Annotated in this window: 24 protein-coding genes; 14 read left to right on the forward strand and 10 right to left on the reverse strand. The window is 59.7% G+C overall.

Features of this window, described 5'->3' with window-relative positions:
- Positions 1-41: 41 nt before the first annotated feature.
- On the reverse strand, positions 42-2,282 hold the full coding sequence (gene betT / locus ACLI1Q_RS00495; RefSeq protein ID WP_239275737.1) for a choline BCCT transporter BetT: 2,241 nt from the start codon (positions 2,280-2,282) through the stop codon (positions 42-44).
- Between the two features lie 333 nt (positions 2,283-2,615).
- On the opposite strand from betT, the gene betA reads away from it, so the two are divergent.
- The 8 genes from betA to ACLI1Q_RS00535 all read left to right on the forward strand — a co-directional run bounded on the left by betA (position 2,616) and on the right by ACLI1Q_RS00535 (position 8,613).
- Positions 2,616-4,388: a choline dehydrogenase gene (gene betA / locus ACLI1Q_RS00500; RefSeq protein WP_239269664.1), complete on the forward strand. Its 1,773-nt coding sequence runs from the start codon at positions 2,616-2,618 to the stop codon at positions 4,386-4,388.
- 28 nt (positions 4,389-4,416) lie between these two features.
- The gene (locus ACLI1Q_RS00505; RefSeq protein WP_239269663.1) at positions 4,417-5,100 is read left to right on the forward strand and encodes a LysE family translocator; all 684 of its coding nucleotides are present in this window, start codon (positions 4,417-4,419) and stop codon (positions 5,098-5,100) included.
- Positions 5,101-5,206: 106 nt separating this feature from the next.
- Positions 5,207-5,854 (forward strand): LysE family translocator, encoded by a 648-nt coding sequence (locus ACLI1Q_RS00510; RefSeq protein ID WP_411697152.1) that lies wholly within the window; start codon positions 5,207-5,209, stop codon positions 5,852-5,854.
- 9 nt (positions 5,855-5,863) lie between these two features.
- The gene (locus ACLI1Q_RS00515; RefSeq protein ID WP_005276253.1) at positions 5,864-6,193 is read left to right on the forward strand and encodes a YbjQ family protein; all 330 of its coding nucleotides are present in this window, start codon (positions 5,864-5,866) and stop codon (positions 6,191-6,193) included.
- 57 nt (positions 6,194-6,250) lie between these two features.
- Positions 6,251-6,535, forward strand: coding sequence for an RNA-binding S4 domain-containing protein (locus tag ACLI1Q_RS00520; protein WP_023016489.1), 285 nt, complete (start codon positions 6,251-6,253; stop codon positions 6,533-6,535).
- Positions 6,536-7,363, forward strand: a complete 828-nt coding sequence (locus tag ACLI1Q_RS00525; protein WP_284772150.1) for a VOC family protein — start codon at positions 6,536-6,538, stop codon at positions 7,361-7,363.
- A gap of 20 nt (positions 7,364-7,383) precedes the next feature.
- Positions 7,384-7,692 carry an MGMT family protein gene (locus tag ACLI1Q_RS00530; RefSeq protein ID WP_239269661.1) on the forward strand — a complete coding sequence of 103 codons (309 nt, stop codon included), beginning with the start codon at positions 7,384-7,386 and terminating at the stop codon, positions 7,690-7,692.
- 72 nt (positions 7,693-7,764) lie between these two features.
- Positions 7,765-8,613 (forward strand): hypothetical protein, encoded by an 849-nt coding sequence (locus ACLI1Q_RS00535; protein ID WP_239269660.1) that lies wholly within the window; start codon positions 7,765-7,767, stop codon positions 8,611-8,613.
- 18 nt (positions 8,614-8,631) lie between these two features.
- Here ACLI1Q_RS00535 and ACLI1Q_RS00540 read toward each other — a convergent pair whose 3' ends face one another.
- From ACLI1Q_RS00540 to ACLI1Q_RS00550, 3 genes are all read right to left on the reverse strand, one after another.
- Positions 8,632-9,963 (reverse strand): septum formation initiator, encoded by a 1,332-nt coding sequence (locus tag ACLI1Q_RS00540; RefSeq protein WP_239302394.1) that lies wholly within the window; start codon positions 9,961-9,963, stop codon positions 8,632-8,634.
- Between the two features lie 226 nt (positions 9,964-10,189).
- Positions 10,190-11,041: a PrsW family intramembrane metalloprotease gene (locus ACLI1Q_RS00545; protein ID WP_239269658.1), complete on the reverse strand. Its 852-nt coding sequence runs from the start codon at positions 11,039-11,041 to the stop codon at positions 10,190-10,192.
- Complete coding sequence (locus ACLI1Q_RS00550) at positions 11,042-11,623, reverse strand: hypothetical protein (protein ID WP_239269657.1); 582 nt, start codon at positions 11,621-11,623, stop codon at positions 11,042-11,044. It abuts the gene before it with no gap.
- Between the two features lie 42 nt (positions 11,624-11,665).
- Here ACLI1Q_RS00550 and ACLI1Q_RS00555 point away from each other — a divergent pair, with 42 nt between their 5' ends.
- Both ACLI1Q_RS00555 and ACLI1Q_RS00560 read left to right on the forward strand, forming a co-directional pair.
- Positions 11,666-13,600: a M13 family metallopeptidase gene (locus tag ACLI1Q_RS00555; protein WP_411697020.1), complete on the forward strand. Its 1,935-nt coding sequence runs from the start codon at positions 11,666-11,668 to the stop codon at positions 13,598-13,600.
- 58 nt (positions 13,601-13,658) lie between these two features.
- Complete coding sequence (locus tag ACLI1Q_RS00560; protein ID WP_239269655.1) at positions 13,659-14,537, forward strand: alpha/beta hydrolase; 879 nt, start codon at positions 13,659-13,661, stop codon at positions 14,535-14,537.
- A gap of 37 nt (positions 14,538-14,574) precedes the next feature.
- Here ACLI1Q_RS00560 and ACLI1Q_RS00565 read toward each other — a convergent pair whose 3' ends face one another.
- The 5 genes from ACLI1Q_RS00565 to ACLI1Q_RS00585 form a co-directional block, all read right to left on the reverse strand.
- Positions 14,575-18,021: an arabinosyltransferase domain-containing protein gene (locus tag ACLI1Q_RS00565; RefSeq protein WP_239269654.1), complete on the reverse strand. Its 3,447-nt coding sequence runs from the start codon at positions 18,019-18,021 to the stop codon at positions 14,575-14,577.
- A gap of 75 nt (positions 18,022-18,096) precedes the next feature.
- Positions 18,097-20,073, reverse strand: coding sequence for a galactan 5-O-arabinofuranosyltransferase (locus ACLI1Q_RS00570; RefSeq protein ID WP_239269653.1), 1,977 nt, complete (start codon positions 20,071-20,073; stop codon positions 18,097-18,099).
- A gap of 129 nt (positions 20,074-20,202) precedes the next feature.
- Positions 20,203-20,961 carry a decaprenylphospho-beta-D-erythro-pentofuranosid-2-ulose 2-reductase gene (locus tag ACLI1Q_RS00575; protein WP_239269652.1) on the reverse strand — a complete coding sequence of 253 codons (759 nt, stop codon included), beginning with the start codon at positions 20,959-20,961 and terminating at the stop codon, positions 20,203-20,205.
- Between the two features lie 45 nt (positions 20,962-21,006).
- A complete protein-coding gene (locus ACLI1Q_RS00580) occupies positions 21,007-22,422 on the reverse strand; it encodes an FAD-binding oxidoreductase (RefSeq protein WP_239269651.1) in 1,416 nt (471 codons plus the stop codon).
- Positions 22,423-22,549: 127 nt separating this feature from the next.
- Positions 22,550-22,825, reverse strand: a complete 276-nt coding sequence (locus ACLI1Q_RS00585) for a hypothetical protein (protein WP_284772153.1) — start codon at positions 22,823-22,825, stop codon at positions 22,550-22,552.
- A gap of 34 nt (positions 22,826-22,859) precedes the next feature.
- On the opposite strand from ACLI1Q_RS00585, the gene ACLI1Q_RS00590 reads away from it, so the two are divergent.
- From ACLI1Q_RS00590 to ACLI1Q_RS00600, 3 genes are read left to right on the forward strand one after another with little or no spacing between them, the layout of a single operon-like run.
- Entirely contained in the window at positions 22,860-23,324 is a 465-nt protein-coding gene (locus tag ACLI1Q_RS00590; RefSeq protein ID WP_284772154.1) for a hypothetical protein, read from the forward strand.
- Between the two features lie 9 nt (positions 23,325-23,333).
- On the forward strand, positions 23,334-24,242 hold the full coding sequence (locus ACLI1Q_RS00595) for a hypothetical protein (RefSeq protein WP_284772155.1): 909 nt from the start codon (positions 23,334-23,336) through the stop codon (positions 24,240-24,242).
- 11 nt (positions 24,243-24,253) lie between these two features.
- Complete coding sequence (locus tag ACLI1Q_RS00600; protein WP_005280656.1) at positions 24,254-24,694, forward strand: GtrA family protein; 441 nt, start codon at positions 24,254-24,256, stop codon at positions 24,692-24,694.
- A gap of 24 nt (positions 24,695-24,718) precedes the next feature.
- On the opposite strand, the gene ACLI1Q_RS00605 is transcribed toward ACLI1Q_RS00600, so the two are convergent.
- Positions 24,719-25,636, reverse strand: a complete 918-nt coding sequence (locus ACLI1Q_RS00605; RefSeq protein ID WP_284772156.1) for a glycosyltransferase — start codon at positions 25,634-25,636, stop codon at positions 24,719-24,721.
- A gap of 125 nt (positions 25,637-25,761) precedes the next feature.
- Here ACLI1Q_RS00605 and ACLI1Q_RS00610 point away from each other — a divergent pair, with 125 nt between their 5' ends.
- The gene (locus tag ACLI1Q_RS00610) at positions 25,762-26,364 is read left to right on the forward strand and encodes a GNAT family N-acetyltransferase (RefSeq protein ID WP_284849672.1); all 603 of its coding nucleotides are present in this window, start codon (positions 25,762-25,764) and stop codon (positions 26,362-26,364) included.
- Position 26,365: the final 1 nt, after the last annotated feature.

Below are 26,365 nucleotides of genomic sequence, written 5' to 3' on the forward strand. Positions count from 1 at the left end.
CAAGCAACCTTTCTCTAATTGCGGCGGTATCGCCCGCCAGTTTAACTATCTTCGCGCCAGGTGCGTTCCGGCTCGGCGCCATCGGAGACATCGGAATCGCCCGGCTGGCTTTGCTGCATGTAGAGGAATGCCAGGTGGCGCTCGTACAGGTCCAGCACGTTATTGATGATCTGGTTTTCGGAGTAGCCGTAGACGTCATAGCCCAGCGAACCGGTCATGTCGTAGACCTCAAGGCGGTAGTACTCGCCGTCGCCCTCGCAGAAGTCCGGGCGCTCCGCGGAAACAGGGAAGAGCTGGTAGCGGAATTGGCGCTCGTTGTGCAGCCGGACTTCGAGATCGAGCTGGGGCAATTCGGCATCGGGAAGCTCACTGGTGAGCAAGATGGCGTCATAGCCGCGGGTGCGCATTTGCGTGGCCACCTGCTCGAGGGCGTAGGTGGCGGTTCCCCGCAGGTAGTCATCCATGTCCTGTTTGGTGGGGAAGGAATTGGCGCGGTCCAGGCGGTTCTTCCACAGGTTGGAATCGCTCGGCTCGCGCTCGGTGCGGCTGCTGATGGCGCCGTGCAACGCGGTTTTCCGGGCCTCACGCTGGAGGATTTCCAGGCGCAGCGACTTCCAGAGCGAGAACATGATGAGGTAGACCACGAACGCGAAGGGTAGGCCCATGACCACGGTTGCAGACTGCACGGTGGCAATGCCATCGAGCTGTAGCAACGCCAAGGTGAGCGCGCCGACGGTGATGGACCAGAAAATGCGCAGCCACCGGGCGCCATCTTGCCGGTTATCCGTGATGCGGGAAGTGAAGTTCGACATGACCAGCGCACCGGAGTCGGCCGAGGTGATATACAGCAGCAGGCCGATGAAGGTGGTCAGGAAGATGACGATGGCGGAGCCAGGGAATTCCTGGAGCATGTCGTAGAAACCCTGCTCCGGAACGTTGATGGCGTTTTCTGCAAATTCCGGATAGTCACCGGAGCGCACCATGTCCAGGGCGGTATTGCCAAAGAAGGACATCCACATCAAGATGAACAGGAAGGGGAAGGTCAGCGTGCCCAGGATGAACTGGCGCAGCGTGCGGCCGCGGGAAATGCGGGCCAGGAATAGGCCGACGAAGGTTGCCCAGGCAATCCACCAGGCCCAGAAGAAGAGGGTCCAGGACTGCATCCAGGTATCCACGCTGGCTTGGTCCTCAGCAAAGGCGAAGGTCTCCAGCGTCCAGGAGGGGAACTTGGAGACGTAGTCACCGATATTGGTGACGATGGCGTCGAAAAGGTAGGCGGTCTTGCCAAAGACCACGACGTAGATCATCAGCGCGATGGCCAGGTAGACATTGAGCTCGGAGAGGAAGCGAATGCCTTTATCCACACCGGATACGGCAGACAACGTCGCAATGGCGACCGCGATAATGATGAGCCCTGATTGCAGCCCCAGTCCTTGCTCGATGCCGAAGATGAGGTGGAACCCGTAGGACAGCTGCACCACGCCGATGCCCAGGGATGCGGTAACGCCAAAGACGGTGCCCAGCATGGCGGCAATGTCCACCGCCGAACCAATGGGCCCATGCACGCGCTTGCCGATGAGCGGGTACAGCGCCGAGCGGATAGCCAACGGCATATTCAGGCGGTAGGCGAAGTAACCAAAGGCCATGCCCATTAGCGCATAGAGCGCCCAGCCGGTAAGGCCGTAGTGGAACATGGCATAGACCACGGCTTCTTTTGCGGCCTCCATGGTTTCGCCATCGCCCACCGGCGGGTCCATGTACATCGTGACCGGCTCGGCCACGGCGAAGAACATGAGGTCCACGCCGATGCCGGCGGCAAAGAGCATGGATACCCACGAGAAGGTATTGAATTTGGGCCGGGAGTGGTCCGGGCCCATGCGGATGCTGCCGGTATTGGAAAAGGCGATGTAGAGGACGAAGACCACGGCGATGGTGGCGGTCAGGACGTAGAACCATCCCAGGTTCGTGCCGATCCATCCGGTGACGCTGGCGAGGGTATTCGCCGCGGATTCTTTGCCAAAGCCCGCATACAGGGCCATGGCGATAATCAGGACACCGGAAATGATAAAGACCGGCCAATTGGGCTTGGGCGCGGCCACCTCGTCTGCGCCGACATCGTCGCCGGTTTCGGCCTTGTAGCTGCCGACGATGGCGCGGACTTGGTTGCGCGGTTTATGGCCCTTGTCCCCAGTTGGGTGAGTTTCCCCAGTGGAGTGAGCGAGAGAGGTGTCGGAATCCCCTGTGTGGGACTCTTCATGGTCGTGCGGACCACGGTTTGCCATCTACTTCTCCTAGTCTTGATCGATTAAGTGTCGAATCTTTCGCAAGACTGCCCCGCAATTCCCCGAAAAGAGGGGTAAGAGATAGGTTGGTGGCATAAATCATATGCGAGCAATCTATGCGTAAAGACCCCGGATTTCATCTACTCAGATGCATACCCGAACACCGTAAATATACATTAATCTGGGAAAACGTCCACCAGATGTGTATTCTGGGGGCGCTATTGCGCATAAATGAAAGCGGAAAAGTATAGATTTTTTGCGCAGGATACAATGGATCCGCCCGAAATACGGCGAGAACTACGCGTGAGATGGCTCACAGAAGGAAGGGGATTTATGGGTATTGTGGACAAGTTGACTAAGAAGCGCTCGACAAAGAGGGCGACGGATGAGGTCAGCGATGTGGTCGTCGTCGGCGGTGGCTCTGCCGGCTCCGTCATCGCCGCTCGCCTGACCGAGGATAAAGACACCCGCGTGCTCGTTCTTGAGGCCGGCCGCCCGGATTCCCTGTGGGACCTATTCATCCACATGCCTTCCGGTTTCTCTTTCCCCATCGGGGCAAAGAACTATGACTGGATGTATGAATCCGATCCGGAACCGGAGATGAATGGTCGCCGCATCTACCATGCGCGCGGCAAGGTGCTTGGCGGTTCCTCTTCCATCAACGGCATGATCTACCAGCGCGGCAACCCCATGGACTACGAAAAGTGGGGCCAGAACCCGGGCATGGATAACTGGGATTTTGCCCACTGCTTGCCGTATTTCAACCGCATGGAAACCACCGCTGCCGCAGAAGACGATGATCCGCGCCGCGGCCACGATGGCCCGCTCTACCTGTCCCGCGGTCCTGCTACCTCGCCGCTGTTCCAGGCGCTATTTAAGTCGGTACAAGAGGCTGGCTATAACCTGACCAATGACGTCAACGGTTACCGCCAAGAAGGTTTTGCCCCCTTCGATCGCAATATCAAGCACGGCAAGCGCTGGTCCGCTGCCCGCGCCTACCTGTACCCTAACCAGGACCGCGACAACCTCGAGGTGCGGACCCGCGCATTTACCACCAAGATCCTCTTTGAAGGCACCAAGGCAGTGGGCGTGGAATACGAGTGGCAGGGTGGCACCCACCGCGTCTTCGCAGAAAAGATCGTCTTGTCTGCCGGTGCCATCAATACCCCGCAGCTGCTTGAGGTCTCTGGCGTGGGTGACCGCGAGATCTTGGAAAAGCACGGCATCGACGTCGTCAAGCACCTGCCCGGCGTGGGTGAGAACCTGCAGGACCACCTCGAGGTCTACATCCAGTACGAGACCACCAAGTCCACCGCTTCCTCCCAGCCCTACCTGGATAAGTGGCGCTGGCCGTTCATGGGCCTGCAGTGGCTGCTGACGAAGAAGGGTCCAGTGGCCACCTCGCACTTTGAGGGCGGCGGTTTCGTGCGCTCCAACGAGGATGAGGCCTACCCGAACTTGATGTTCCACTTCCTGCCCATGGCGGTGCGCTATGACGGCCAAAAGGCCGACGTTAAGCACGGCTTCCAGTGGCACGTCGGCCCGATGTTCTCCGATACCAAGGGCCACGTGCACATCAAGAGCTCCGATATCCGGCAAAAGCCCTCCATCCTCTTTAACTACCTGCGCACTGAGCAGGACCGCCGCGAATGGGTAGAAGCCGTCCGCGTCGCCCGCTCCTTGCTGGATACCAAGGCAATGGAGGAAGTTGGCGCCCGCGAGTTCAGCCCGGGCCCAGAGGTCCAGAGCGATGAGGAAATCTTGGAGTGGGTCCGCAATGACGGCGAAACCGCACTGCACCCATCCTGCACCGCCAAGATGGGCGATGAGTCCGATCCCATGGCCGTGGTGAACCCAGAAACCATGGGAGTATGGGGCATCGATGGCCTGTATATTGCCGATGCTTCCGTATTCCCCTCGGTTCCCAACGGCAATATCTACTCCCCGACTATGATGGTGGGCGAGAAGGCTGCTGACCTCATTGCCGGCCGCACGCCGCTCGAGCCCAACTACACTCCGTGGTACAAGGCACACGAGGATATGCCGCTCTACGCCGAAGGCGAGGCAATCCGTGACCACAAAGAGGCACCGAAGGGTGCTTACTAACGCCCGCTTACATTAAGGAGACAAAGCCGTGACCATTTCCTCTCTTCTTACCTTGATGGGAATTTGGCTCGCGGCTTTGGTGTCTCCGGGCCCGGATATCGTGCAGGTCATTCGCGTGGCCCCACGATCCACATGCGCCGGGCTATTGTGCGCGGTGGGGGTATTTAGCGGGACGGTCTTTTGGATTGTCGCCTCCCTGGCCGGTTTATCGGCGCTAATTACGGCGCGGCCGGGCGTGCTGAGCATCTTGCAATTGCTCGGTGGGCTTTTCTTGCTGTACATGGGTGTATCGTCCCTGCGCAGCGGGTTAGCCGCGCGGCGCGCGCCCGCTCACGAGGTGGACACGGAAGACTATGCGGACCAGGCACGGGCGGCTGGCGATGCCGACGTCGAAGACATGACCAACTGGCGGGCCTTCAAGCTGGGGCTGGTGACTAACCTGTCGAACCCCAAGGCATTGGTGTTTTTCGGTGCGGTATTCGCCCAATTCATCCGCCCGGATATGTCCGTGGGGTGGACTATCGCGGTGGCGTTAATCCTCGCGGCCATGTCCTTTGTGTGGTTTTCCGCCTTTGCGCTGCTCGTGCGCGCGGCCGCGCGGTGGACGGCGCGGTATTCCGCCGGCATCGATATGGTCTCAGGCCTCGTCTTTGGCCTGCTCGGTGTGGTGATGGCCGGGGAGGGTGCCACCGCGCTGCTGAAATCACAGTAGTTACCTGTTTCGCTGCAGGTGAGACACTTCCTACAGTTGAATGCGTTAGTAAAAATGCATACGAATGTGGAGGTGTTAGGTGGCTATAGGTGCCCTTGTGACCCTGATGGGCGTATGGTTCGCGGCCATGGCTTCGCCGGGGCCGGATGTGGTGCAGATTATCCGCCTGGGTGCGCGGTCCACCCGCGCGGCGGTGTGGGTGGCCATTGGCAGCACGACGGGCCTTGCCCTGTGGACCATCGCTTCGCTCGCCGGGCTTTCGGCATTGATCTCTACGCATGAGGGCATCCTGGTGCTCCTGCAGGTCCTCGGCGGCAGCTATCTGCTGTGGATGGCCTATAGCGCGATTTCCTCCGGCCTGCGGGAACGGCGCGCACCCGCCACCGTCGTGGGCACGGAAAAGCAGGCACCCCAACCGCGAGGGTTTACCCCGGACGGAATTATTAAGGCAAAGACGGCCTACCGCATGGGGTTGGTCTGCGATCTTTCCAACCCCAAGGCGGTCATCTTTTTTGGCGCCATCTTTGCCAATTTCATCGACCCAGGAATGGGCGTGGGCGGAAACGTCGTCGTCGCCGCGGTACTGGTGCTGGAAAGCTTGGTGCTCTTCGTCGGCGTCGGCTTGAGCACGCGCGCGGTATCGAAGTGGATGGCCAAGAACTCGGCGTGGGTGGACATCGTCAGTGGCATCGTCTTCCTGCTCCTCGGCGTGGTTATCCTCTTTGAAGGCATCCGTGGGCTTATTGCGATGTAGGCTGAACTTATGATTTTTACTACCACAAATACCGTCGACGGTTATGAAATCACCAAATACCTGCGCATCATCGCTGGTGAGACCGTTACCGGCATCAATATGCTCAAAGACTTTGGGGCATCGATACGCAATATTACCGGTGGACGCGCCTCAGGCTATGAAAGCGAAGCCATCAAGGCCCGCGAGGCGGCGCTGGATGAATTGTGGCGCCGCGGCCAGGAATTGGGTGCTGATGGCGTGGTGGGCATCGCCTTCGACTATTCCCCAATGGGCACCAATAATGACATGCTGTTGGTCACCGCCACGGGCACGGCGGTCTCCCTGCGCGCGCGTGACTAAGCCTGTCCACCCCCACCCATAGCCGCGCGGCAACGGGCTCTGGGTAAGCTGGGCGGCATGCTTGAGGTTGCAATTTCTGGCGAGTCCATCAAATTGGGCCAGTTTATTAAACTGGCCAGCTTGGTCGGAACCGGTGGTGAAGCCAAGGAACTTATCGCAGAAGGCGCGGTCACGGTCAACGGTGACACCGAGACCCGCCGCGGCGCTACGCTGCAGATTGGCGATGAGGTGTGCATCGAAGGCACCTGCGCGCGCGTGGGCGAGCCCGACGATGATGATGACTATTTTGATGAAGCCACCGCAGACGATGACTTTGATCCGGAAAAGTGGAGGAATCTATAAATGCCCGCATTTGAAGCCGAAGTAGGCATGCCCTACTGGATCGATCTGACCACCTCGGATCCGCGCAAGTCCGCCCACTTTTATGAGCAGGTCTTGGGCTGGGAAATTTCGGCCGAGACCCAGGAGGACAACCCCTATCAGATGGCGCGCCTGCAGGGCCTGCCCATCGCCGGCCTCATCCCGCAGCCGGAGGAAGCCCCCACGCCGGATACCTGGGTGACCTACTTCCTCTCCAAAGACATCGACGGCGATTGCCAGCGCACGGAGAACCTCGGCGGGAGGATCCTCGCCGCGCCCCAGCCCGTGCAGCTGGGCCACATGGCCCTGCTTGCCGATGCCGCCGGTGGCATGTTCGGCCTCATCCAGCCCTCTGGCCCAGAGCACTTCGTCGCCGGTGGCGAACCCGGCACCCCGGTATGGCACGAGCTGACCGCCACGACGCGATTCCAGCAGGCCATGGACTTTTATGGCGAGCTATTCAACTGGGAGATTCGCGCCATGGAGTCTGAGGACGAGAATTTCATTTACGCCACCGTGGAAGAAGACGGCGCCCCGTTCGCGGGCCTGTGGAATGCTGAAGGCCAGTTCCCACCCCAGGTGCCGAGCTTCTGGCAGACCTACCTAGGGGTGCGCGATATCGATGAAGCCGCCAAGAAAGCGGTAGAGCTCGGCGGTGAAATCATCCGCGAGCCGTGGGATTCCCCCTTCGGGCGCATGTGCCTGCTCGCGGATTCCACCGGCGCGACCGTCACCCTGACTGAGGTCGAAGACGCCCCCGAGGATGAGCCCACCGAATCCGACGACGTGCTCAACCCCACCAGGGACTAAGCGCGGGGAGAGAGGCGTTGATGACAGGCTCCTCTGATTTGGCACAGCGCGTGCTAGCCATCGTGGCCGTTATCCCGCCCGGCAATGTGTCCTCCTACGGGGAGGTGGCAAAACTCGCCGGGTGCGGGGCCCGCAATGTCGGCACCGTGATGAATAGGCACGGCGGTAACGCCGCCTGGTGGCGCGTGGTCCGCGCCAATGGTGCCTCCCACGATCCCGTTCGCGCGGAAGAATACTGGAACCGCGAGGGCATCGAGCACTCCCACGGGCGCGTCGCCATGCATAAGCACGGCATGGATGCGCGGGACCTAGAAGTATTGCTGCGATAGATAGTACAATAGGGAAACTTTTTGCATTTATAGCCTGCGGCGATGTACATCCACGGCTACGCTATATGCGTTATGAAAAAATTAGCTATTGGTTCTCTCGTTACCGCACTTTCCTTCGTGACCATTCCCGCTGCCCAAGCGGTCAGCCTCGATCCCCAATCAGTGCCTGATCGTACGCAGATCACCGTTAGGCACGATTCCGGCGCCACCGTCTCGACTGCCAATAGTCACGAGTCCCGCCCGGCGCTATCCTTGAGCAAGCTCTACCTGGGATATTGGGTGCTCAAGTATGGTTCTGCCGCCGATAAGGCCCAAGTGGAAAATATGATTCGCTATAGCGACGATAATGTGGCCAGCGACCTGGACCGCCGCTACCCGCAGGCCATTCCCAGCATCATCCAAGAATTCGGGCTGAGTGAAACTCACTACACCGGCTACTGGGGAACCACGCAGACCTCGACCGAAGATATCGCGCGGTTTACCGCGGAGATCCAGCACGACCCCATCGCAGCACCCATTTTTGCGGGAATGGCCACTGCTGCTCCCGTGGCTGCGGATGGGTACCGCCAGGATTTCGGCACCGACCACATTCCCGGAGTATGGGGCACCAAATTCGGTTGGTCCGATGACCGCACCATCCACGCCTCCGTATCTACCGGGCATGGGTTTACCGTAGCCGCCAATACGTATGGCGATGCGCAGACCCATACCGCGGATGTCATGCGCGGCATCGACAATGCGCCGGTCGGCGGGTCCAGTGAGGCCATCGGCGCGCGCATCGAAAACGACCTCAACCTGCCAGAACCTGCGCAGCAGGCGCTTCGCGATGCCACCCGCACCGCGGCCGATCTTGAGCGCCAAGCGTGCGCGAACGCTAATCAAGCCCTGGCGCAGGTAAGCCAAGTGCGGGTGTGCCAATAAGCGCCGAGGGACTGGCCGTTAGATCAGGTTCCAGACGGTCACGGCCATGATGACAAGTCCCATGCAAAAGACGAAGTAATTCCAGATGTCGTTTTTGAACTGGGAATAGTCATCGACCTTTTTAAACATGTAGACCGGCACCAGATAGACCAAGAATGCCACGAAGATGCCGCCAACCACTGAAATCATGTCCATGATGGAGGGGTTGAAGACGGCCACGAGGGCCGTTGCCACGAATACGATGACATAAATGATGTTGAGCAGCGCGCGGCGCGAAAGCTTATTGGCCATGCGGGGAACGGCAATGCGCAGGAGGTACTCGGTGCCTTCCTCGGAACCAAGCATGTGCCCGAAGTAGGAAGAGATGATCGCGCACATGGTAATTAGCGGTGCCATATAACCAATGAACGGCGTGCCCGTGACGTTGGCGAAATAAGACAGCACCGGGATGTTTTGATCGGCTGCCTCCTTCAATCCGTCCGCTCCGAGCGCGAGGACGCAGGACCAGACGAAGAACATGGTAAATACCACGAGCATTGCGGCGGTATAGAGCTCCACGCGGGAGACGAACTTCTCCGTCTTTTTGCCGTAGGCCGGCTGCACGTCTACGGAGAATTGCGATAGCGCGGCCATGTGGGAAAAGGAAAAGACCAGCACCGGAAGAATAAGCAGGATGCCCTTAAGGATTCCCCAGATACCGCCTTCGTATTCAACGTTGAGGAAGCTTTCGAAATCCCACTTGGGGATCAAATAAATGGAGGTTGCCGCCAAGGCGACGATGAGCGGGTAGACCAGCATCTGGGCCAGCCACAGCATGGGGCGGCGGCCGATGGCAAAAAGGCCCGTCATGACGCCTACGCAGGCAATGGATAGTATCCACCTGTTGATGCTCGGCCCGCCGAGCTGGTTGACGATGAAGCTATCGACCACATTGGTAATGCTGATGCCATAAATGAGCACTGTTGGCACGATGGCCAGCCAATACAAGACGGCGATGAAAAGGCCGCTATTGCGGCCAAGGTAGTAGCGCACCAGCTCTAGGACGTCTTTCCCGTGTTGTTCTTGTGGTGCGCCGCTGACTATGCGGGCGTAGGTCCGGTGGGAAAAATACACCAGCGGGAAGATGAACACGGTGGCGAAGACGAGCGGCCAAAATCCGAAGGCGCCGGCGTTGAGCGGCAAGAAGAGGATGCCGGCACCAACACCGGTGCCAAAAAGCGCGATGACCCAAGACAGGGCGGAGCCCACCGCCTTCTGCCGGTTGGCTTCCTCTGCGGAATTTGTCGGAGCTGCCCCCTCGGTACTTTCCGTGCTGTCATCCGTGCGGGACTCGTGGGTTGGGGCATTCATGAAGGTCCTCAGTCCTTAAAGTGGAGGATAGGTGGCAAAAGCGCCTTGTAGAGAGTGTAGCGAAAGTCACTACCCGCATGTGCCTTAAACCACAGATTTTTGCGGCCGGGGGGGATCTACGGAAGGCTCGAGCGTCTAAAGCAACCGCGTTTCTCTGAAAGCTGGAGAAGTTTTGGCGGAATGCGGTTGGTTTGGACATTTTGGGAGAAACAAGCACGGCTTGGGGTTAGCGGGTGAAGGATAGCGCCTCCTCTGCGGTGCTGTGGCTGTAGCTGTCATCGTCGTGTGCGTATTTATTGCCGCGCAGGATGAGCCAGACGCTCAGCGGGTACAAGATAATAGCTACGGCAAGGGCCTGGATAACGGCCGCGATATCGGAATCGTGCAGGTAATTCCAACCAAAGTGGAGGAGGAAGGATACCGCGAGGCAGCCGAGTGCCACGCTGATGCGCCACCAGAGCGGCTTGGCGGCAGCGTAGAGGGCCCAGCCGATGCCCCAACCGGCCAGCGCCGTGAGCAAAACGTGCAGGCCAGGGCCGGCGATAAGGCGCAGGCCCCACATCTGTATGAGCCCGGTGAAATCGCTATCCGGGTGGGTGGTAGCGCCCATGGAGCCGTAAAGGATGTTTTCGTTGGCTTCAAATCCAAGGCCGATGACGGCGCCGACCATCCACCCGTGCCAGGGGCGGTTGAGTTGGCGGAAGGACATCAGGACGAATAAAACGCCCGTGGCCTTGGAAATCTCTTCGGGATAGGCGCCGCTCCAGGACATGAAGGAATCGATCCAGCCTGAATTGATGGCGAGCTGCATGACCGCCGGGGAGCTCATAGATGCCAAGCTAATGGCCATGCCGGAGCCCCATAAAAAGGCAAGCGGTGCCCATACGCGCGCCGGGCGCGCCCACATAGGGCTCAGGCGCAATAGCGCGATGACTACCGCGACGAGGATCGCCGCGATGAGGATGCTGATAATGCCCATCAGCGGTGAGATCAATAGGGTGATGACCGTCTGGGAGATAAAACCGATAAGGCCCAGACCGGAGAAAATCCACAGCGCGGTGCGAAAGAGCTTAGACATTTAAACCAAGGCCTTTCCAGAAAACTCCTCGATATCAGCGGTGACTTCTTCTGGTAGTTCGTCTTGCCCGAAGGCCTTCCAGAGGCGTTGAGTGGTCGTGCGCGTTGCGGCGGATTCCCCGGTGACGGTGACCACCCAGTCCTTATTTTCGTCCGCACCGGTGCCGTTGATGGAGATGGCGGCGGTGGAGGAGGGGGCATCGGCAAGCGCGAGGGCGCCATTTTTACCTTCGTAGACCTCGCCCTCGGGAAGACCTGGGGCCATGCCATAGGCCCGGACCATGCGGCGCAGGGTGTGTTCATCGTCGTCGGTATCTTCCACGATGACCGCCTGCACGGAGGTGTCACCGCAGGTCCAGCCAACGCTAGCCAGCGAAGTATAGTCGCGCTCGCAGTACAGATCAGGCACGGTAATATCCCAGTCCTGGCTGGGATCAGACAGGGTTACTTGCTCCACATCGGCGGGGTGCGGCGGTAGCACCGCGTGGACGATGGCGGGCAAGGCGAGGACCACCGTCACGAAGGCAAGGACGGCGATAAAGAGGACGCGCGGCCGGGCTGGTGGAAAGCGGAATTTTTCCATAGTCCATACCTTAACTGGAAGGTTTGGCCTACAGTGGCAACCATGAAAGATCTTTATCAATTAGTCAACGGACCTTGGGTAGAAAATCACGTTGTCCCAGATGATCGCGGTGTGGATGGCACCTTCCACGCGCTGCGCGATGAAGCAGAAGAACTGGTTCATGACATCGTCAAAGACAACGATGCTCGCCCCGGCAAGCTGTATGCATCCTTCATGGATACCGCGGGCGTCAACAATGCCGGCATGGCTCCATTGGATGCGGACCTTGACCGCTTGAGCGCCGCCGATCCCACGGAATTGGCGCACCGCTTGGGCGAGCTCGAGCGCGAGGGCGTGGGGGCGCCGGCGACGTTCTGGGTGGAAAAGGACTCCGGCTCGGAAGAGGCCGTTGCCTATATCGTGCAATCCGGGCTAGGCCTGCCGGATGAGGCCTACTACCGCGAGGAAGCGCACGCGGAAACGCTGACCGCCTACGAGAAGCACGTGGCGGAGATGCTGGGCTTTATCGAGCCCACCCGCCTATTTGGCCTCGGCACCGAAGTTGCCGCCGAGCGCATCGTCGGTTTGGAAAAAGAACTGGCGGCGGGCCACTGGGACGTGGTTTCTACCCGCGATGCGGTAAAGACCAATAACCCGTGCGAGTTTTCTGAGCTGCCCTCCATCACCCAAGCCTTGCTCGCCGGCGGAAAGCTGCCGGAGCACCGCGTGGTCAATATGATGCCGTCCTACCTGGAGCACCTGGAAAAGCTCTTTACCGCTGACCGCATGGCTGATTGGCAGCTGTGGGCCACCTGGCACATCCTGCGCTCCCGCGCGGCCCTCTTGCCGGAAGAAGTAGGCGCAAAGAACTTCGAGTTCTACGGCACCCGGCTCTCTGGTGCGACCCAGCAGCGCGACCGCTGGAAGCGCGCGGTGGGCCTGGCAGAAAGCCTGGTAGGAGAGGAAATTGGCAAGGAGTTCGTGGACGCGCACTTCCCAGAATCCTCCAAGCGCGAGATGGATGAGCTGGTGGATTATCTCATCGCTGCCTACCGCGAGCGCATTTCCCAGCTGGAGTGGATGACCCCGCAGACCCGCGAGCGCGCCCTAGAAAAGCTTTCCCAGTTCAAGGCCAAGATTGGTTTCCCCGATACCTGGCGCGACTACTCCGGGCTGGAGATTTCTGACCAGGGCGCGGAACTGATTGCCAATGCCCGCGCCGGGTCCGCCTTTTCCCACGACTATGAACTGACAAAGATTGGCAAGCCCGCCAACCGCGACGAGTGGGTCACCACCCCGCAGACCGTCAACGCCTTCTATAACCCGGTGGTCAATGACATCACCTTCCCGGCCGCCATCCTGCGCCCGCCGTTCTATAACCCGGATGCGGATGCCGCTGAGAACTTCGGCGCCATTGGTTCTGTCATCGGGCACGAAATCGGCCATGGCTTTGATGACCAGGGCTCGCAATTCGATGGCCAGGGCAACCTGAACTCCTGGTGGTCCGATGAAGACCGCGCGGACTTTGAGGCGCTCACGGCAAAGCTGGTGGAGCAATTCGATGGCCAGGTGCCTACGGTGCTAAAGGATGCTGGCACCGAATCTTCCGGCGTCAACGGCAAATTCACCTTGGGTGAAAACATTGGTGACCTAGGCGGACTGGGCATTTCCGTGGTGGCCTACAAGAATTACTGCGCCGATAAGGGCATTGACCTGCTGGGCCAAGAAGAAGAATTTGTGGTCGACGGCGCCGAGCCGGAATTGGCCGAGCACACCTACAACGGTCTGCAGCGCTTCTTCTTGTCCTGGGCCCGCGTCTGGCGCACGGCCATCCGCCCGGAGATGGCGACCCAGTACCTGGCCATTGATCCGCACTCGCCCGCGGAGTTCCGCTGCAACCTCATCGCCGCGAATATCGCCGAATTCTACGAGGCCTTCGACGTAGACAAAGACTCCTCGATGTACCTGGCCCCGGCGGACCGCGTCACCATCTGGTAAATTAGTTCTTCCCCGAGCCTGCCTTGTGCGCATCATGTGCACGCGTAGGCTCGGAAATATGACTGATGCACACGATAAAGATCCGCACCGGCCGCTAGAGCCCGGCCAACAATGGCGCATCGGCGGGCAAGACCGCCAGATGAGCGAGGAAGAACAGCTAGAGCAGCTGGTTTCTTATATCGACGCCCATTATGAGGCGCCGGATTTCCGCCCGCCTTGGGTCGGCGGTGGCTCGCCGGAGGCGGACCAGTATTGCGCCCTACTGCCAGACCGCATCACCCACGCCGCCATGATGGTGTTGGGCACCGGCGTTAATCATGCGCTTCCGGGTACGGCGTTTACGGACGGCATTACCGTAGACTCCGCCGAGGTCGGCGCCATTTTTCGCCCCTCTGAGCCCACTGGCCGGTGGGCGGTATCGTTGCACTCCGGCGGCTGGTGGCGCGGCGATGGGAAGGCGCTGGAAATGCAGTGGCGCCCCGAGGTTGCCGCCGCCGCGCAGCTTTCCGGCACCACGATCATTGACGTGGATTATCCGCTCGCGCCGGAGCATACGGTCAAAGACATGGTCGCGGCGGTCAACCGCGCCATTGATTATGCCCGCGAGCAGGGCGCCTCCCACGTCACCACGTGGGGATATTCTTCCGGCGGTGCATTGGCAGCGCTCGCGCCTGCCGATGCCCTCTTGCTCACCTTCCCCGACTTCGGCGCCCTAGCCAACCTGCCGGAGGACTACCGCGTGGGCTATGAGCTGCCTAAACAATTCCCTGAGACCTTCGTGCAGACCGCGACCGAGGATGAGATAGCCGATCGTGTCCACATTCCCCAAGCTAAAGAGCGCGATTATGTCTCGACCCACCGCGTGTCCACCCCGGCCGTGGCGCGCCAGCGGGTGCAGGATGCAGCCGAATTTTTGCGCGGTGAGCTGACGCAATAAAACCGGCTGCGGCTGGCTGCACAGCTAGGGGCGGTCGCTATTGCTCGCCCTCTGGCCGGATCTTCATCTCGGACTCTTTCCACAGTCCAGAACGAGTAACGTCCTCATAATCGATCTCTGCCTTGGCCGGGGTATTGCCCTGTGAATCGGTACGCAATTCGTACTTTTCAATGGCGCCCCAGTCGCGCGCCCAATCGTTATTGAGGTAGCTCGGGATTTCGTAGGAGTAGTTCACCGCTTCCGCAGTGGACATGGCACCGCCGCCGGAGAAGGATTGGAAATCCGTCAGGGAGGTTTGCGCCGCCGCATCTGGGAGGATGCGATACTCCGGAATCTCGGTTACGCCGGCGTAGTGGTCAAAGGTGCGCTGGCAGGGGAACTGCAGAGCCACCGCCCAGTCCAAGAGCGCGGGCTTTTCCGCAGGGAACTGGTTATTGATGCTGTCTAGTTCCGGCACGCGCGGCGGGGTGAAGGCTAGCCAGTCATCTTCATCGGTGGAATCGTCCTCGGCCACTAGGCGCACGACATTGGCTTCTTCCGGCAATTCATCCATGGGCAGGCGCAGGTTGCGCCACTTGGGGGTGGCGCCGACATCGGAAAGCTCTTTTTCTCCCTTATCGGTGACCTTGCCATCCTCATCAATGGTGCCGTATTCCAAGGTGAGCTCCATGCCCTCTTGTTCCACATCATTGACATCGTGGTGATAAATCTTGCCCGCGGCGCTGACAGCCAGAACCGGGGTATTTTCCGTAGTCTCCGGCAGGTGATACCACTTCGTGGTTACCTGGGACAGCGACTCTTGGCTTTCGGTGTAGGAGCCCAAGACTGGCACGCTGGTGTAGTCCAAGTTGAAGGGCAGGTGCATGGTCGAGCCATTGACGCCCTTCGTGCCGCGGACACCGCCTTCAGACGTATCGGTGCTTTCTGAAGCCTTCTTCCCAGCGCGGCGGGTCTCCTGCGAATCATCAGAAGAATCCCCGCCCGATTCCTTATCCGTCCCAGCGGTGGCATCGTCTTGGCTGGTGGAGTCGGAATCTTGGGAGCTATCTCCAATGGCACCCACAGAAGCAGAATCCTGATCCTCAGGCTCGATGGATTCGGGGATATTATTCGGCCCGAATCCGTTGCTGGTTTCATCCTTGTCTACCAAGGAATCGCCCAAGTCCCCATCCACCGGGGTGAGGAAGGAGTCATTGGTATTGGTTTCTACCAAGGTTTCATTGGCTAGCGAGCAGGTATCACCGCGCAAGGATGCTAGGTTGCCCTTGCCCACTGAGTAGGAATCCGCCTGGGCGACGGTGGCCTTGGCAAAAGAAGCCATCGAAAAAGCCACCACAATGGCGCAGGCTACCGCGATGGGCGCGGACATGATGCCGGCCGAGCGCGATACCTTCGCGGCGGCTTCTTGCTTGAATTCTTTTTCCGTGCCTTCCTCTTGGGCCTGCAATTTGTGATGGCTGTGGCGCAAGGATTGCACCACGCCGACCGCGAGGACGACCAAGGAGATGGCGAGCAGGATCGAGTTGGCCTCAATACCCTTGAACTGCACCGTGCGGTCCCACCATGGGATGCCGAAGGAGGATACGTACCACCAAGCATTCCAACCCGCGAAGGAGATGGAGAGCAAGAAGAGCACCGCGGCGATGCTAAAGGTGCGGGCGCGCGGGGAGCGCAACGCAAACCTGGATAGCACTACGGCAGCCAGCGCAGCGATCACCCCGGCGACACCGGCATAGATACCAAAGTGGTGCGTCCACTTGGTCGGGGTGAACATGAGGAAGAACATCGACAGCGCCACGATGATGAGCAGACGCTGGGTGGGGCCGACTGCGGCACCAATAACGCGGCGGTCCTTGATAAACGCAGCCAGGATGAGCACCAAGCAAAACAGCATGGTGAGTACGGCGAAGCGGCGGGTCAGCGAACCATCCACGGATTCTTGGAAGAGCGTGGAATAACGGGCGTATTCGGCATACCACGGCAGCGACGGGCCGACCTCCGAGCGCACCCGGGTGGATTCAGCGACGCTGGCCAAGGTCTGATCTCCAAAGGCAGCGACGATGATGGCAGTGCCGGAAGCCAAAAATGGGGCAACCAAGCTAAGCCAACCGGTAGCGCCACCGCCCATGGCGGGCACGCGCGCGGCCATCGCACGGAAAAGGTGCGGCAGGCTCACGAGGAATACACCAACCGCAAAAAGGCCAGTGGGGCCGGCGGCGAGCGTAATCGTGGCAGCGATGGTGCCTACGGCTGCCGGCAGCAACCGGTGGGTGGCAATGGCGCGCTCAAAGGATGCCCACGTCACCATCACGCCTAGGGCCACGATCGGTTCTGGGCGGGTGCCGTTGTTATACGGCAGCCAGAAGGCTAGGAACATTAGTGCGGCGGTCCAGTGGCTGACGCGGCGGGCATCGACGATGTCCCCAAAGCGCGGCAGCATTTCCCGCGAAAGAATGAACCAGATAATGAGCCCCGAAATTAGTCCGGGCAGGCGGACGAAGACCGACGCCGTGGAAATCTGCGATAGTAGCGCGACGAGGTCATAGTACGGTGAGCCGAATGGTGCCTCGGGCACGCCGTACCACCGGTAGTAGTTGGCCATGTACGTGGCGTTATCGAAGACGCGGCTCATAGAGAAGATGAAGCCATCGTCAGAGGTATTGGCACCGAAGATGTACCAGAGGCCCAAGACGGCGGCGACGACGCCATCGAGGGGGCGAATCTTCTTCCACGTTTCTGGCATGAAGCGCAACTTTTGCCCATCAAGGCGGTCAATGCGCCACAGGCAGAACAGCGAGACAATCACCATAGCGACGCCGAGCCACATCGCGATGGACTTAATCAGCGAGGGAGAAGAAGTAAACCGCGAGTTGATATCGACGTGGATATTCAGCCCGTCATCGACCAAGTTCTGCACATTGGCATCATCTTTAAGCTCGGTATACACACCGGTGACCTGCGGGCGCAGGTCATCTTCGGTGGTCTTTTTGTGTTTGCCGACGCTGACGGTGGTGCCGTCACCGGTGGCGGAGATGTGCAGCTGGGCGTCATCGGAAAGCTGCGCTACTTCTTTAGCGCTTAAGGTCAGTAGGACCTCATCGAGCGAGACCACAGACAAGCCGTCATCGCCGGAACGGACAAATAGGCCGCGGTTCGATGCCTTCTTGGACTCGGGTGGGACGGTGCTGTAGACCATGTTTTGGCCATCGCGGAGCTCATCCACCGCGGACATGGGGATGGTGGCCTCCAAGTTTTCCGGCGCCACGGAGATAAGTGGTGCATTGATAGATTGCAGCGAATCATTCTGCGGCCAATCAAAGGAAGACTGGGTTTGGTTCACTGGCAATAGCGGGGTGGCTATAAAACACAGGAAACCAATTAACCCGGCGATGATCGCGGTCCAGCGCAACCCGGCAGGGGCTGTGGCGATACTTAGCCCGGAGGGGCGTGCTTCTTTCGATTTCGTTTTAAGGCTATCTGACACGGCGATTAGTGTACGTCAGTCTGGCCCAAGTTCCCGTGTGCACGCCCCGATAACCCCGGGGAAGTGTGGGTGAACTTACTTGGTTCGCACCGCCGTTACGAATGGACCCGTTTGCTCCAGCTCCCAGCCTTCCGCAAAGACCTCGGGGTTGAAGAAGACTGCGCGGTAGCGAATATTTGGCTGGTTAGGATAGATATCCTCAGCCAAGTGCACCTTGAACCCATCATCTTTATTGTCGAGGTCGCCGCGGAAGATGATGGCATCCGGCCCGCGCCACGGTGCGGAATCGAGGGATTTTTGGAACTCTGCAGGAGTAGAGTCCCATGACTCATCCGCCCAGGCTTCAATCTGGTCATTGCGGTGTTTGAATTCCCCGAGGGGATTTGCATAGTGGCTGGTAAAGGCGTTAAAGCCCCAGTATGGGTAGTAAGCCATGAAGGTTTTTTCATCCGTGAGGACTACCGTTTCGTTGGCCGTATAGCCCTGATCCTGGATGAAGTTGTGGATATCCAGATAATAATGAGCGGAATCGCTGGTAAAGCGATCCGCGCGCTCGCCGTAACCATCGGTATCACTGTAGGCGTGGTCGATGGCATCTTCGTTTGCCTCGGGAATCTGCTGGGCATAATGGACTCCAGCCAAGGCGAGGAAAATGCCAAAAACCGCCGTAATCCGCTTATTGGCCGTGTGGGAGAAACTAGCGGGGTACAGGCGGTGAATACCGGCTGTGCGGACTTCCGCAAGGGCAAGGATACCCGCCGTCGCGAACAACAGCACCACGATGACCTCAAGGCGGAAGCTCAGTAGGGTGGTGCCGACCAAGGTCATCACCATGGACAGCACCGTCCATACATAAATGCCTATGATGGACAACCCCAGCGCGCGGACTTCCGCATCTCGCAACCGGATGATAATAAAGATTAGACCGGCAAGACAGAGGAATCCCACGATGCTCAAGGAAAGGAACGGCACCGGAATTTGCGTGCCTTCTTCCGGCAAGTAGTGCTGCGCGGTGGCTTGCAGGGGTGCGGTCGAATGCAGAACCTGCCAGAGGTATGGGGCCCAAGCGATGGCTGCGATGGCCAGCGATCCCACCGCGATGATGACTAGGCGCACGATGGGTCGCCACGCCCGGTCGTACAGCGCGGTGAAAACGGCGATCAGACTGACCACGGTCAGCGCTGCCGCGCCGGTGAACAAGGTATAGAAGGTAGCGGAGATTCCGAGGTAGATAGCGACCGCGGCGGTAGACAACGACGATCCTTTGAATGCGCGCGCGCTTAACACCGCGATGGCGGGCATGCCCATGGCGATGACCGCGGAATAAGGCTCTTCCGCCGCGATGGTCAAGGTAATGGCGGTGGTGGTAAGCGCAATAGCTGTTCCCACCGGCAGGGATTTAGTGAGGTGTTGCCAAATGGGAACGAGGATACAGCCTGCAACCGCGATGGAAATCAGGCCCCACGGCTGATAAACCTCCCAGCCGGGAATACCCAATATGGAGCCGAGCCGTCCGCCTAGCCAGAACCAGCCCAGCGGGTAAAACGTGGGCATGTCTAGGTAGTTCATGTCCGCATAGCCCATTTGATCTACTGACCGGGTAAGGAACTGGGTGCGGAATGCCTGGTCCACCTGCACGCCATCGAGCCATAAGCGCGAGGCAGACAGCGGCAGGCCCACGGTGGCAAGGGTCAATAAGGCGGGGGAGAGATACGTGATGGCGTAGGTCACCCACGTGCGCCAGCGCGGGCGAGAGAAATTCTCCTTGTAGTGGTCATAGAGCCACCACGCGCTAAAGCCACCTGCCAAGGCCAACGTCAAGATCACGCCGACCGTACACAGCGCGCGGGTGACCATGGAGGTATTAAAGGAGGGCAGGGAGACGGTTTTGAAGGCATACCAGCCGAAAAGCGTAATTGCCCCGCCGCCCAGCGCTGCGAAAATAATGCCCAGCAGGGTGCTGCGGTGCGACATGGCATCGGCGTGGTAGGCGGTGGTGCGTTTCTCCTCGCTCACGGGAACTGCTTGGGAAGGCGTAGCTGGGCTTGTCATGCCCTTTAGTTTCGCATACCTTAATCACTCTTCTGGGATTAGGCGCGGTGTGAGCTGGCTTATTAACTAGCAAAGCGCGCAGGGCCGCGGGCCTTGAGGAGCCCGGCATACCCTGCGCGCAGGAACTGGTTAGAACGGCAGCTTGCGGAAGATGGGCTGCGGGATGAACTTGAATGCCAGCGATACGTACTTGAACAGCGGGTGGACGTAGATGGACTGCTTGCCATCCAGTACCGCCTGCACGGTGGCCTTGGCCACGTCAGAGACATTGACGGTCAGCGGGGCATCGCCGGCCTCAGCGGACATCTTGGTGCGAACCTGGCCCGGGCGGACGACGAGCACGTTGGCGCCAGAGCCGCGCAGTGCTTCATCCAAGTTGATGTAGAAGCCATCCACGCCGGCCTTGGAAGCACCGTAGACAAAGTTGGAGCGGCGCACGCGCATGCCGGCCACCGAGGACATCGCCACGATGGTGCCGTGGCCCTGGTGCCTGAACTTTTCACCCAACAGCACGCCGACGGAGACGGGCGCGGTGTAGTTGGTCTGGGCAGAAGCCACGGCCTTGTCGTGGTTTTGCCACAGCTCTTCCTGGTCACCTAGGGTGCCAAAGGCCACGATGGCGATATCGACATCGCCGCGCTCCCAAGTCTTATCGATGACCGCCGGGTGCGAGTCAAAGTCGGTGGCATCAAAGTCCACGACCTCGACTTCCGCGCCGCGGGCCTCCAGGTCAGCCTGTGCCTTCTCGATGCGCGGGGACTGGGCGCGGGCGGCCAGGGTGACCTTGGCGGGTCCGCGCTCGAGGAATTCGGCGACGACGCCGAGGCCGATTTCAGAGGTACCGCCCAAAAGCAGGATGTGCTGGGCTTGGCCTACTGCATTAAGCATGGTTTAAAAAATCTCCTTCATGAGGGGTGGTGATGAGTCCAGTGATTAGTGCAGCTCGAGGCGGCGGGACATATCGGAGGCAAAGACCCCGGTGGGGTCGATGTCATTGCGGGTCTTGAGCCAGCCTTCTAGGCCCGGGTACATCTGGTGGAAGTTCTCGGCAGAGGTGCGCGATTCCTTTGCCAAGTACAGGCGGCCGCCAAACTCCATGACGCGGCGATCCAGGTCATCGAGAAGCTCGCCCAAGCCCGGGCGGATGGGGAAGTCCACGCAGACGTTCCAGCCAGGCATCGGGTACGACAGCGGCGCGCGGTTTCCTTCGCCGAAGAGCTTGAATACGTTCAGCGCGGAGTAGTGGCCGGAGCGCTGGATATCGCGGATGATCTCCTTGAATGGCTCCACGGCCTCCGTGGGAACGACGAACTGGTACTGCAAAAAGCCCTTGGAACCGTAGCCGCGGTTCCACTCGCCAATGAGATCGAGCGGCTGGTAGAACTGCGTCAAGTTCTTTACCTGGTTCTTCGCCGGCGCGCCCATGGTGTAGTAGGCCAAGCCCACAGCGGACAGGCTGAGCTTATTCAGCGTCCAAGACGGGAAGATATCCGGCACGGTCATCAGCTGCGGAGCGTTGAACTTGAGCGGATCCTTCGCCAGCTTGGGGGCCAATTCCTCGAGCTGCGCCAAGGTGGCCAGGGAGCCGCGGGAAATGGTGGAGCGGCCCAGCTTCGGCTCTGGGGAGATGACATCGAACCAGGCGGAGGAATACGTGTAGTTGTGCTCCGAACCATCCGAGTGGAAGGCAATGGTTTCTTCCAGGTTATCGGTGCGATCCGTATCCGCGATGAAGTAGGCGGTCTCCGTCTTGGTCATGCGGATGGTAGCGCGCAGGATGATGCCGGTAAGGCCCATGCCGCCGATGGTGGCCCAGAAGAGGTCACCGCTCGGGTCATCCTCGCTGCCCTCTGGGGTGAGGTGGAGAACGCGGCCATCAGCAACCAGCAGCTCGATGGAGACCACGTGGTTGCCAAAGGAACCGGCGGAGTGGTGGTTCTTGCCGTGGATATCGGGGCCGATGGCGCCGCCGATGGTGACCTGGCGGGTGCCCGGCAGGACCGGAACCCACAGGCCATAGGGCAGCGCGGCCTTCATGAGCTGGTCAAGGGTGACGCCACCATCGACATCAACAAGCGCGGACTCCGGGTCAATGGAGTGGATCTTGTTCAGCTTTTGCATGTCGATGACCAGGCCGCCGCCATTTTGGGCGGGGTCACCATAGGAGCGTCCCATGCCGCGCGCGATGACGCCGCGGCGCAGGTGGGCGGGCTTGTCCGAGTTATCGTCCGCGACCTGTGCCACTGCATTCTTGATGACGTCCACGTCTTCCGTGGACAGCACATGGGCGGTCGTGGGGGCGGTGCGGCCCCAGCCGTGCAGGGACTTTTCGGTGGTATGTAGTTCCATCTCTTACTCTTTGCTCGACGGATTGTATCGATGTACCAGCCTACCTAGCTCATAGTGCGGTGGCTGGAGTGACGTTCGTGATATTTAAAACAGCTTGGGGCACACAGACTGCCCCGAATGCGGCGCTTTAGAGATCCATGATCTCGCGGATTTCTTCCGGCAGGTCCGCTTGGGACTCAATGGTGGGCCCTTCATAGCTGTCCAAAATCTCGTACACGCGGCGGCGCGAAGTAGAATCCAAAATCGGCATTTCCTCTGCCATCAGGCGCGTCATAAAGGGGCTAAGCGGCAGATTGGTGTGCTCTGTTGCCTCAAAATGCCCGTTGCGCTTATCGTCCTCGGCCCGCTCATCCTGAGCGGCTTGCTGGGCGGGTGTCATATGCTCTGTCTTTTCCGAGTACATGCGCAATAGCTTACCGCCGCTTAGAGTGGTCGCTATGACAAACAACCGCGAAGCAGCAGAAGAATCCCGCGATAATTACGCCCTCGATGACACCTTGGCCGGTCGCATCACCCAAGCGGCCGCACAGGGCATCGTCACCTCTTACCCGGACTGGATTAAATCCACAAAGGGCCTTATTACCGCCTACGTTTTGTCCACGATTGGTTTTGGCGCATTGGTGGCCTATACCAACGCCCAGGCCGAAGAGGACGGCGATGAACCGCGCTCACCGCAGGAATTTGCGGATAAGGGCCTGAAACTTTGGGCTATTTTGGCGGCGGTGCTCATCTTGGTGGGCCTTGCTTTGTGGGCCGATGTAGCCGTATCCCGCAAGGTGGTGTCTTTCCTGCGCAAGCGCGGCGTTAAGCGCCCGTGGACGCTGTTGGGAGCAATTGGCGCGGCGGCGACGTTTATCATCAGCGAGCTCGAAGCGCGCGATATAGAAAAACTGGCTTCTTAAAATTTGCGTATGGTGGGGCCCATGAATGCAGGGGTCACCGATATTGCACAGGCGCGGGCTCGCCGTGCCGACCCGCTGCTGTCGCTAAAGCGGGAACCGCTCACCGTCATCTGCCAAGCCTCCAATATCCGTGCGGATGGGGAAGTCCACCGTCAAATCGGCTTTAGCGATGCGCTTACCTTACATGAGCTGCAGAAAGTACTACACATCTGCTTTGGTCTGCCGGATGAAAACTCCCCGTGGCACTTTTACGAGCACAGTGATGCCCGCGGCCCGCGCCTTGACCCAGAGCGTCAAGCCTCCGAATTCCTTTGGCGCGAGGGCGACCAGATCGATTTTGTGTGGGGCCTCTGGGACTTTGAGCTGGTGGTCGCAGAAATCTATCCCCGCGATAATGGCACCCCCAGCGCGCTGTGCGTGGGCGGCTCGGGCAACCTCTTCGCGCCCTTTGAACTTACTGCGGTGAACCGGGAATTGACCGGTGAAAAAATCACCGATGAAGTTCTGGCACAGGTTAAACCCCAGGTAAGGGCGCTCATCGAGCGCACCAAGCTCTATGACTTTGTTCCGCTCTTACAGGCCATGGACTTAAACCGCGGAAGTGATCTGCCGGCGGCCACGGCTGAGGCGCTGGCTAGCCTGCCGCGTGAAGTCACCAATGAGGGAAAAGATGCCTTTTGGTCCATGGCCTTGGCGCTATCCTGCATGGGCGGTGACGAGCTGACCGATTCCGTGGTGGAAACCACCATGGATGCCTTAGGCTGGGTCAACGATGATGGCAACACCTTGAAAGGTGCGGAGATTCGCGCGCTGTGCGATGCCTCCTTGCACCAGCTATCCCAGATTGGTGCCTACGGCAAGGACGCCGCCGCGCCGGTGTACCGCCTAGACATGTACCGAGCGCTGCTGCGCGGGTAAGCTAACTGCCTGTGACTAATCCACTTGAAGATGCTGCAGAAGTAAAGCGCCCCTCCAGCTCTTTGAAGCAGCAGCTGGTGCGATTTATTGCGGTGGGTGTTTTTGCCGCCGTCATTGACTATGGGTTGACGCTGCTATTGACCCACTTAGGTCTGCACCGCTCTGGGGCGAAGGCGATTGGTTGGGTCTTTGGCACCATCGCTGCCTATCTGGCCAATGCGCGCTGGACCTTTGGCACAAAGGTGTCCGGACGCACGGCCGCAACGGTGGGCGTGTTATACGTATCCACCTTTGCCGTGCAGAATTTCTTGTACTGGGTACTCAATGAGCCGCTGATTTCCCTAGGCTTTGAGGGCGCGGTGAAAGACACCATCGCCTTCGTCATTGCCCAAGGCGTGGCGACGGTGACCAACTTTGCCATCCAGCGGGTCTTTATCTTTAAGGAAAAATAGGCCAGCGGCACGCCTTAGGAGCGATTACCGGGGGCGGCGGAAATCCTCGCGGCGCCCGCGGTTGTGCAGCCTGAGCCACTCCAGGAAGCCGGCCGGATCGTGGCGTTGGACCAAGAAGAACCAGCCAAAGCGAGCAAATTCCTGGGGCAAAAGCTTGCGCATGCCGCGCTGCCACAGCAGGTAGCCGCGGTTGCGGTAGGTAAAAAAGCGCTTGAACTCGCCTTCCGGGTACTGGGTATGCATCTTGCCGCCCAGGATGGGCTTGAACTCATCCGAACCGTCCGGGTGCAGGTAGCTGGTGGTCAAGGCGGTGCCGAAAGACAGCCCGGAATTGACCAGGCGGCGGTGGTATTCCACCTCATCGCCGCGGATGAAGAGGCGATAATCCGGAACGCCAATGGTCTGCATCGCCGCGGCGGAAATCAGAGCGCCATTAAACAAAGAAGCGATGCCAGGCAGGAAGTCTCCCTCGAGTTCCTCCATGCGGCGGCGCCACACCAGCCCTTGGCGCAGCGGGAAGGCCAAGCTGCCGGGATCGTCGATATTGCACACGGCAGGTGAGACCTCGTGCAGGTTATTATTCCCTGCCACGCGGTAGAGCTCTTCTAATACGCCGTAATCGGCGGGGCGGCCATCATCATCGGCGCACCACACGGCGTCGGCGCCGAGTGATAGCGCGGTAAGGAAACCGAGGGCGAATCCGCCCGCACCACCTAGGTTGGTCTTGGACGGCACGTAGACCGCGCGATCGCCTGCCAGGGATTCCACCGCGTCACGGACCGCATCCTCGGCGCCATTATCCACTACGATGACCCACTGCACGGGGTGGGTTTGGTTGACTACCTTTTCGAGCGAGGCACGCAGCAAGTCCGCGCGCTGGTGGGTGACAATGACGGCAGCGGTGGTACCGGTGGAATCAAGGGTGGCAGTCATGCGTTCCATCTTGCCACCGGGGAATGGATCTGCCGCGGATAAACACTCCGCGTGGGCTAAGCTGACTGCCTATGGAAAGCATGTGGCCACCGTTCGGGCTGACGATACGCGCGGGCAATACAACCCACCCTGGCGTGGAGTTGCGCGTAATGCGCGATGAGGATATTGCGGCAATCGCCGGTGTGGCGGCAGAGGATATCTACGGCGCAGACATTCCGGATTACGCCTTTCCGTGGCTCTTTAATCCCAGGATGAATACTCCGTCAGCGGCGGCCCAGTTCCGGTGGAGCAACCGGGCGCAGCTGCGCCCAGAGAAATGGTCCTTGGATTTCATCGTGCGCGACGCAGATTCGGGAGAAATCCTGGGCACCATCGATGCGCGGGCGGAGGACTTTGCTGCAACGCGAGAAATTGCGACGGGCTCCTGGGTCTTTCACCGGTTCCAAGGCCAGGGTGTGGGCACGCTCATCCGGCACGCGGTAGTGGCCTTTGGGCTGGATTACCTAGGCGCGCAGGCGATGACCACGAGCTGGGTGGCACAGAATGAGGCCTCGGCGCGGGTGAGCCAGAAGCTGGGCTACCAGGTGGTTTCTGAAGGAGAAGAAAAGGCGGGGCCGGAGAATAGTCCGCAGCGGCACGTGACTGCGCGCGTGGAGGCCCCCAATTACAAGCGCCCGGATGACCTGCACGTGGAGGTTTCCGGGCTGAGCCAGCAGCTGCTGGGGATGCTGCGCTAGC

It is taken from the genome of Corynebacterium limaceinasi (assembly GCF_046717465.1).
Classification (GTDB): domain Bacteria; phylum Actinomycetota; class Actinomycetes; order Mycobacteriales; family Mycobacteriaceae; genus Corynebacterium.

Excerpts from the sequence above, each read along its gene's own strand:
- ACLI1Q_RS00595 (WP_284772155.1), top strand. The coding sequence starts at position 23,334 with ATGGTGGGGCCCATGAATGCAGGGGTCACCGATATTGCACAGGCGCGG.
- ACLI1Q_RS00515 (WP_005276253.1), top strand. The coding sequence starts at position 5,864 with ATGATTTTTACTACCACAAATACCGTCGACGGTTATGAAATCACCAAA.
- ACLI1Q_RS00555 (WP_411697020.1), top strand. The coding sequence starts at position 11,666 with ATGAAAGATCTTTATCAATTAGTCAACGGACCTTGGGTAGAAAATCAC.
- ACLI1Q_RS00520 (WP_023016489.1), top strand. The coding sequence starts at position 6,251 with ATGCTTGAGGTTGCAATTTCTGGCGAGTCCATCAAATTGGGCCAGTTT.
- ACLI1Q_RS00570 (WP_239269653.1), bottom strand. The coding sequence starts at position 20,073 with ATGACAAGCCCAGCTACGCCTTCCCAAGCAGTTCCCGTGAGCGAGGAG.
- ACLI1Q_RS00560 (WP_239269655.1), top strand. The coding sequence starts at position 13,659 with ATGACTGATGCACACGATAAAGATCCGCACCGGCCGCTAGAGCCCGGC.
- ACLI1Q_RS00550 (WP_239269657.1), bottom strand. The coding sequence starts at position 11,623 with ATGGAAAAATTCCGCTTTCCACCAGCCCGGCCGCGCGTCCTCTTTATC.
- ACLI1Q_RS00540 (WP_239302394.1), bottom strand. The coding sequence starts at position 9,963 with ATGAATGCCCCAACCCACGAGTCCCGCACGGATGACAGCACGGAAAGT.
- betA (WP_239269664.1), top strand. The coding sequence starts at position 2,616 with ATGGGTATTGTGGACAAGTTGACTAAGAAGCGCTCGACAAAGAGGGCG.
- ACLI1Q_RS00525 (WP_284772150.1), top strand. The coding sequence starts at position 6,536 with ATGCCCGCATTTGAAGCCGAAGTAGGCATGCCCTACTGGATCGATCTG.
- ACLI1Q_RS00545 (WP_239269658.1), bottom strand. The coding sequence starts at position 11,041 with ATGTCTAAGCTCTTTCGCACCGCGCTGTGGATTTTCTCCGGTCTGGGC.
- ACLI1Q_RS00580 (WP_239269651.1), bottom strand. The coding sequence starts at position 22,422 with ATGGAACTACATACCACCGAAAAGTCCCTGCACGGCTGGGGCCGCACC.
- ACLI1Q_RS00585 (WP_284772153.1), bottom strand. The coding sequence starts at position 22,825 with ATGTACTCGGAAAAGACAGAGCATATGACACCCGCCCAGCAAGCCGCT.
- ACLI1Q_RS00510 (WP_411697152.1), top strand. The coding sequence starts at position 5,207 with ATGGGCGTATGGTTCGCGGCCATGGCTTCGCCGGGGCCGGATGTGGTG.
- betT (WP_239275737.1), bottom strand. The coding sequence starts at position 2,282 with ATGGCAAACCGTGGTCCGCACGACCATGAAGAGTCCCACACAGGGGAT.
- ACLI1Q_RS00575 (WP_239269652.1), bottom strand. The coding sequence starts at position 20,961 with ATGCTTAATGCAGTAGGCCAAGCCCAGCACATCCTGCTTTTGGGCGGT.
- ACLI1Q_RS00530 (WP_239269661.1), top strand. The coding sequence starts at position 7,384 with ATGACAGGCTCCTCTGATTTGGCACAGCGCGTGCTAGCCATCGTGGCC.
- ACLI1Q_RS00605 (WP_284772156.1), bottom strand. The coding sequence starts at position 25,636 with ATGGAACGCATGACTGCCACCCTTGATTCCACCGGTACCACCGCTGCC.
- ACLI1Q_RS00590 (WP_284772154.1), top strand. The coding sequence starts at position 22,860 with ATGACAAACAACCGCGAAGCAGCAGAAGAATCCCGCGATAATTACGCC.
- ACLI1Q_RS00535 (WP_239269660.1), top strand. The coding sequence starts at position 7,765 with ATGAAAAAATTAGCTATTGGTTCTCTCGTTACCGCACTTTCCTTCGTG.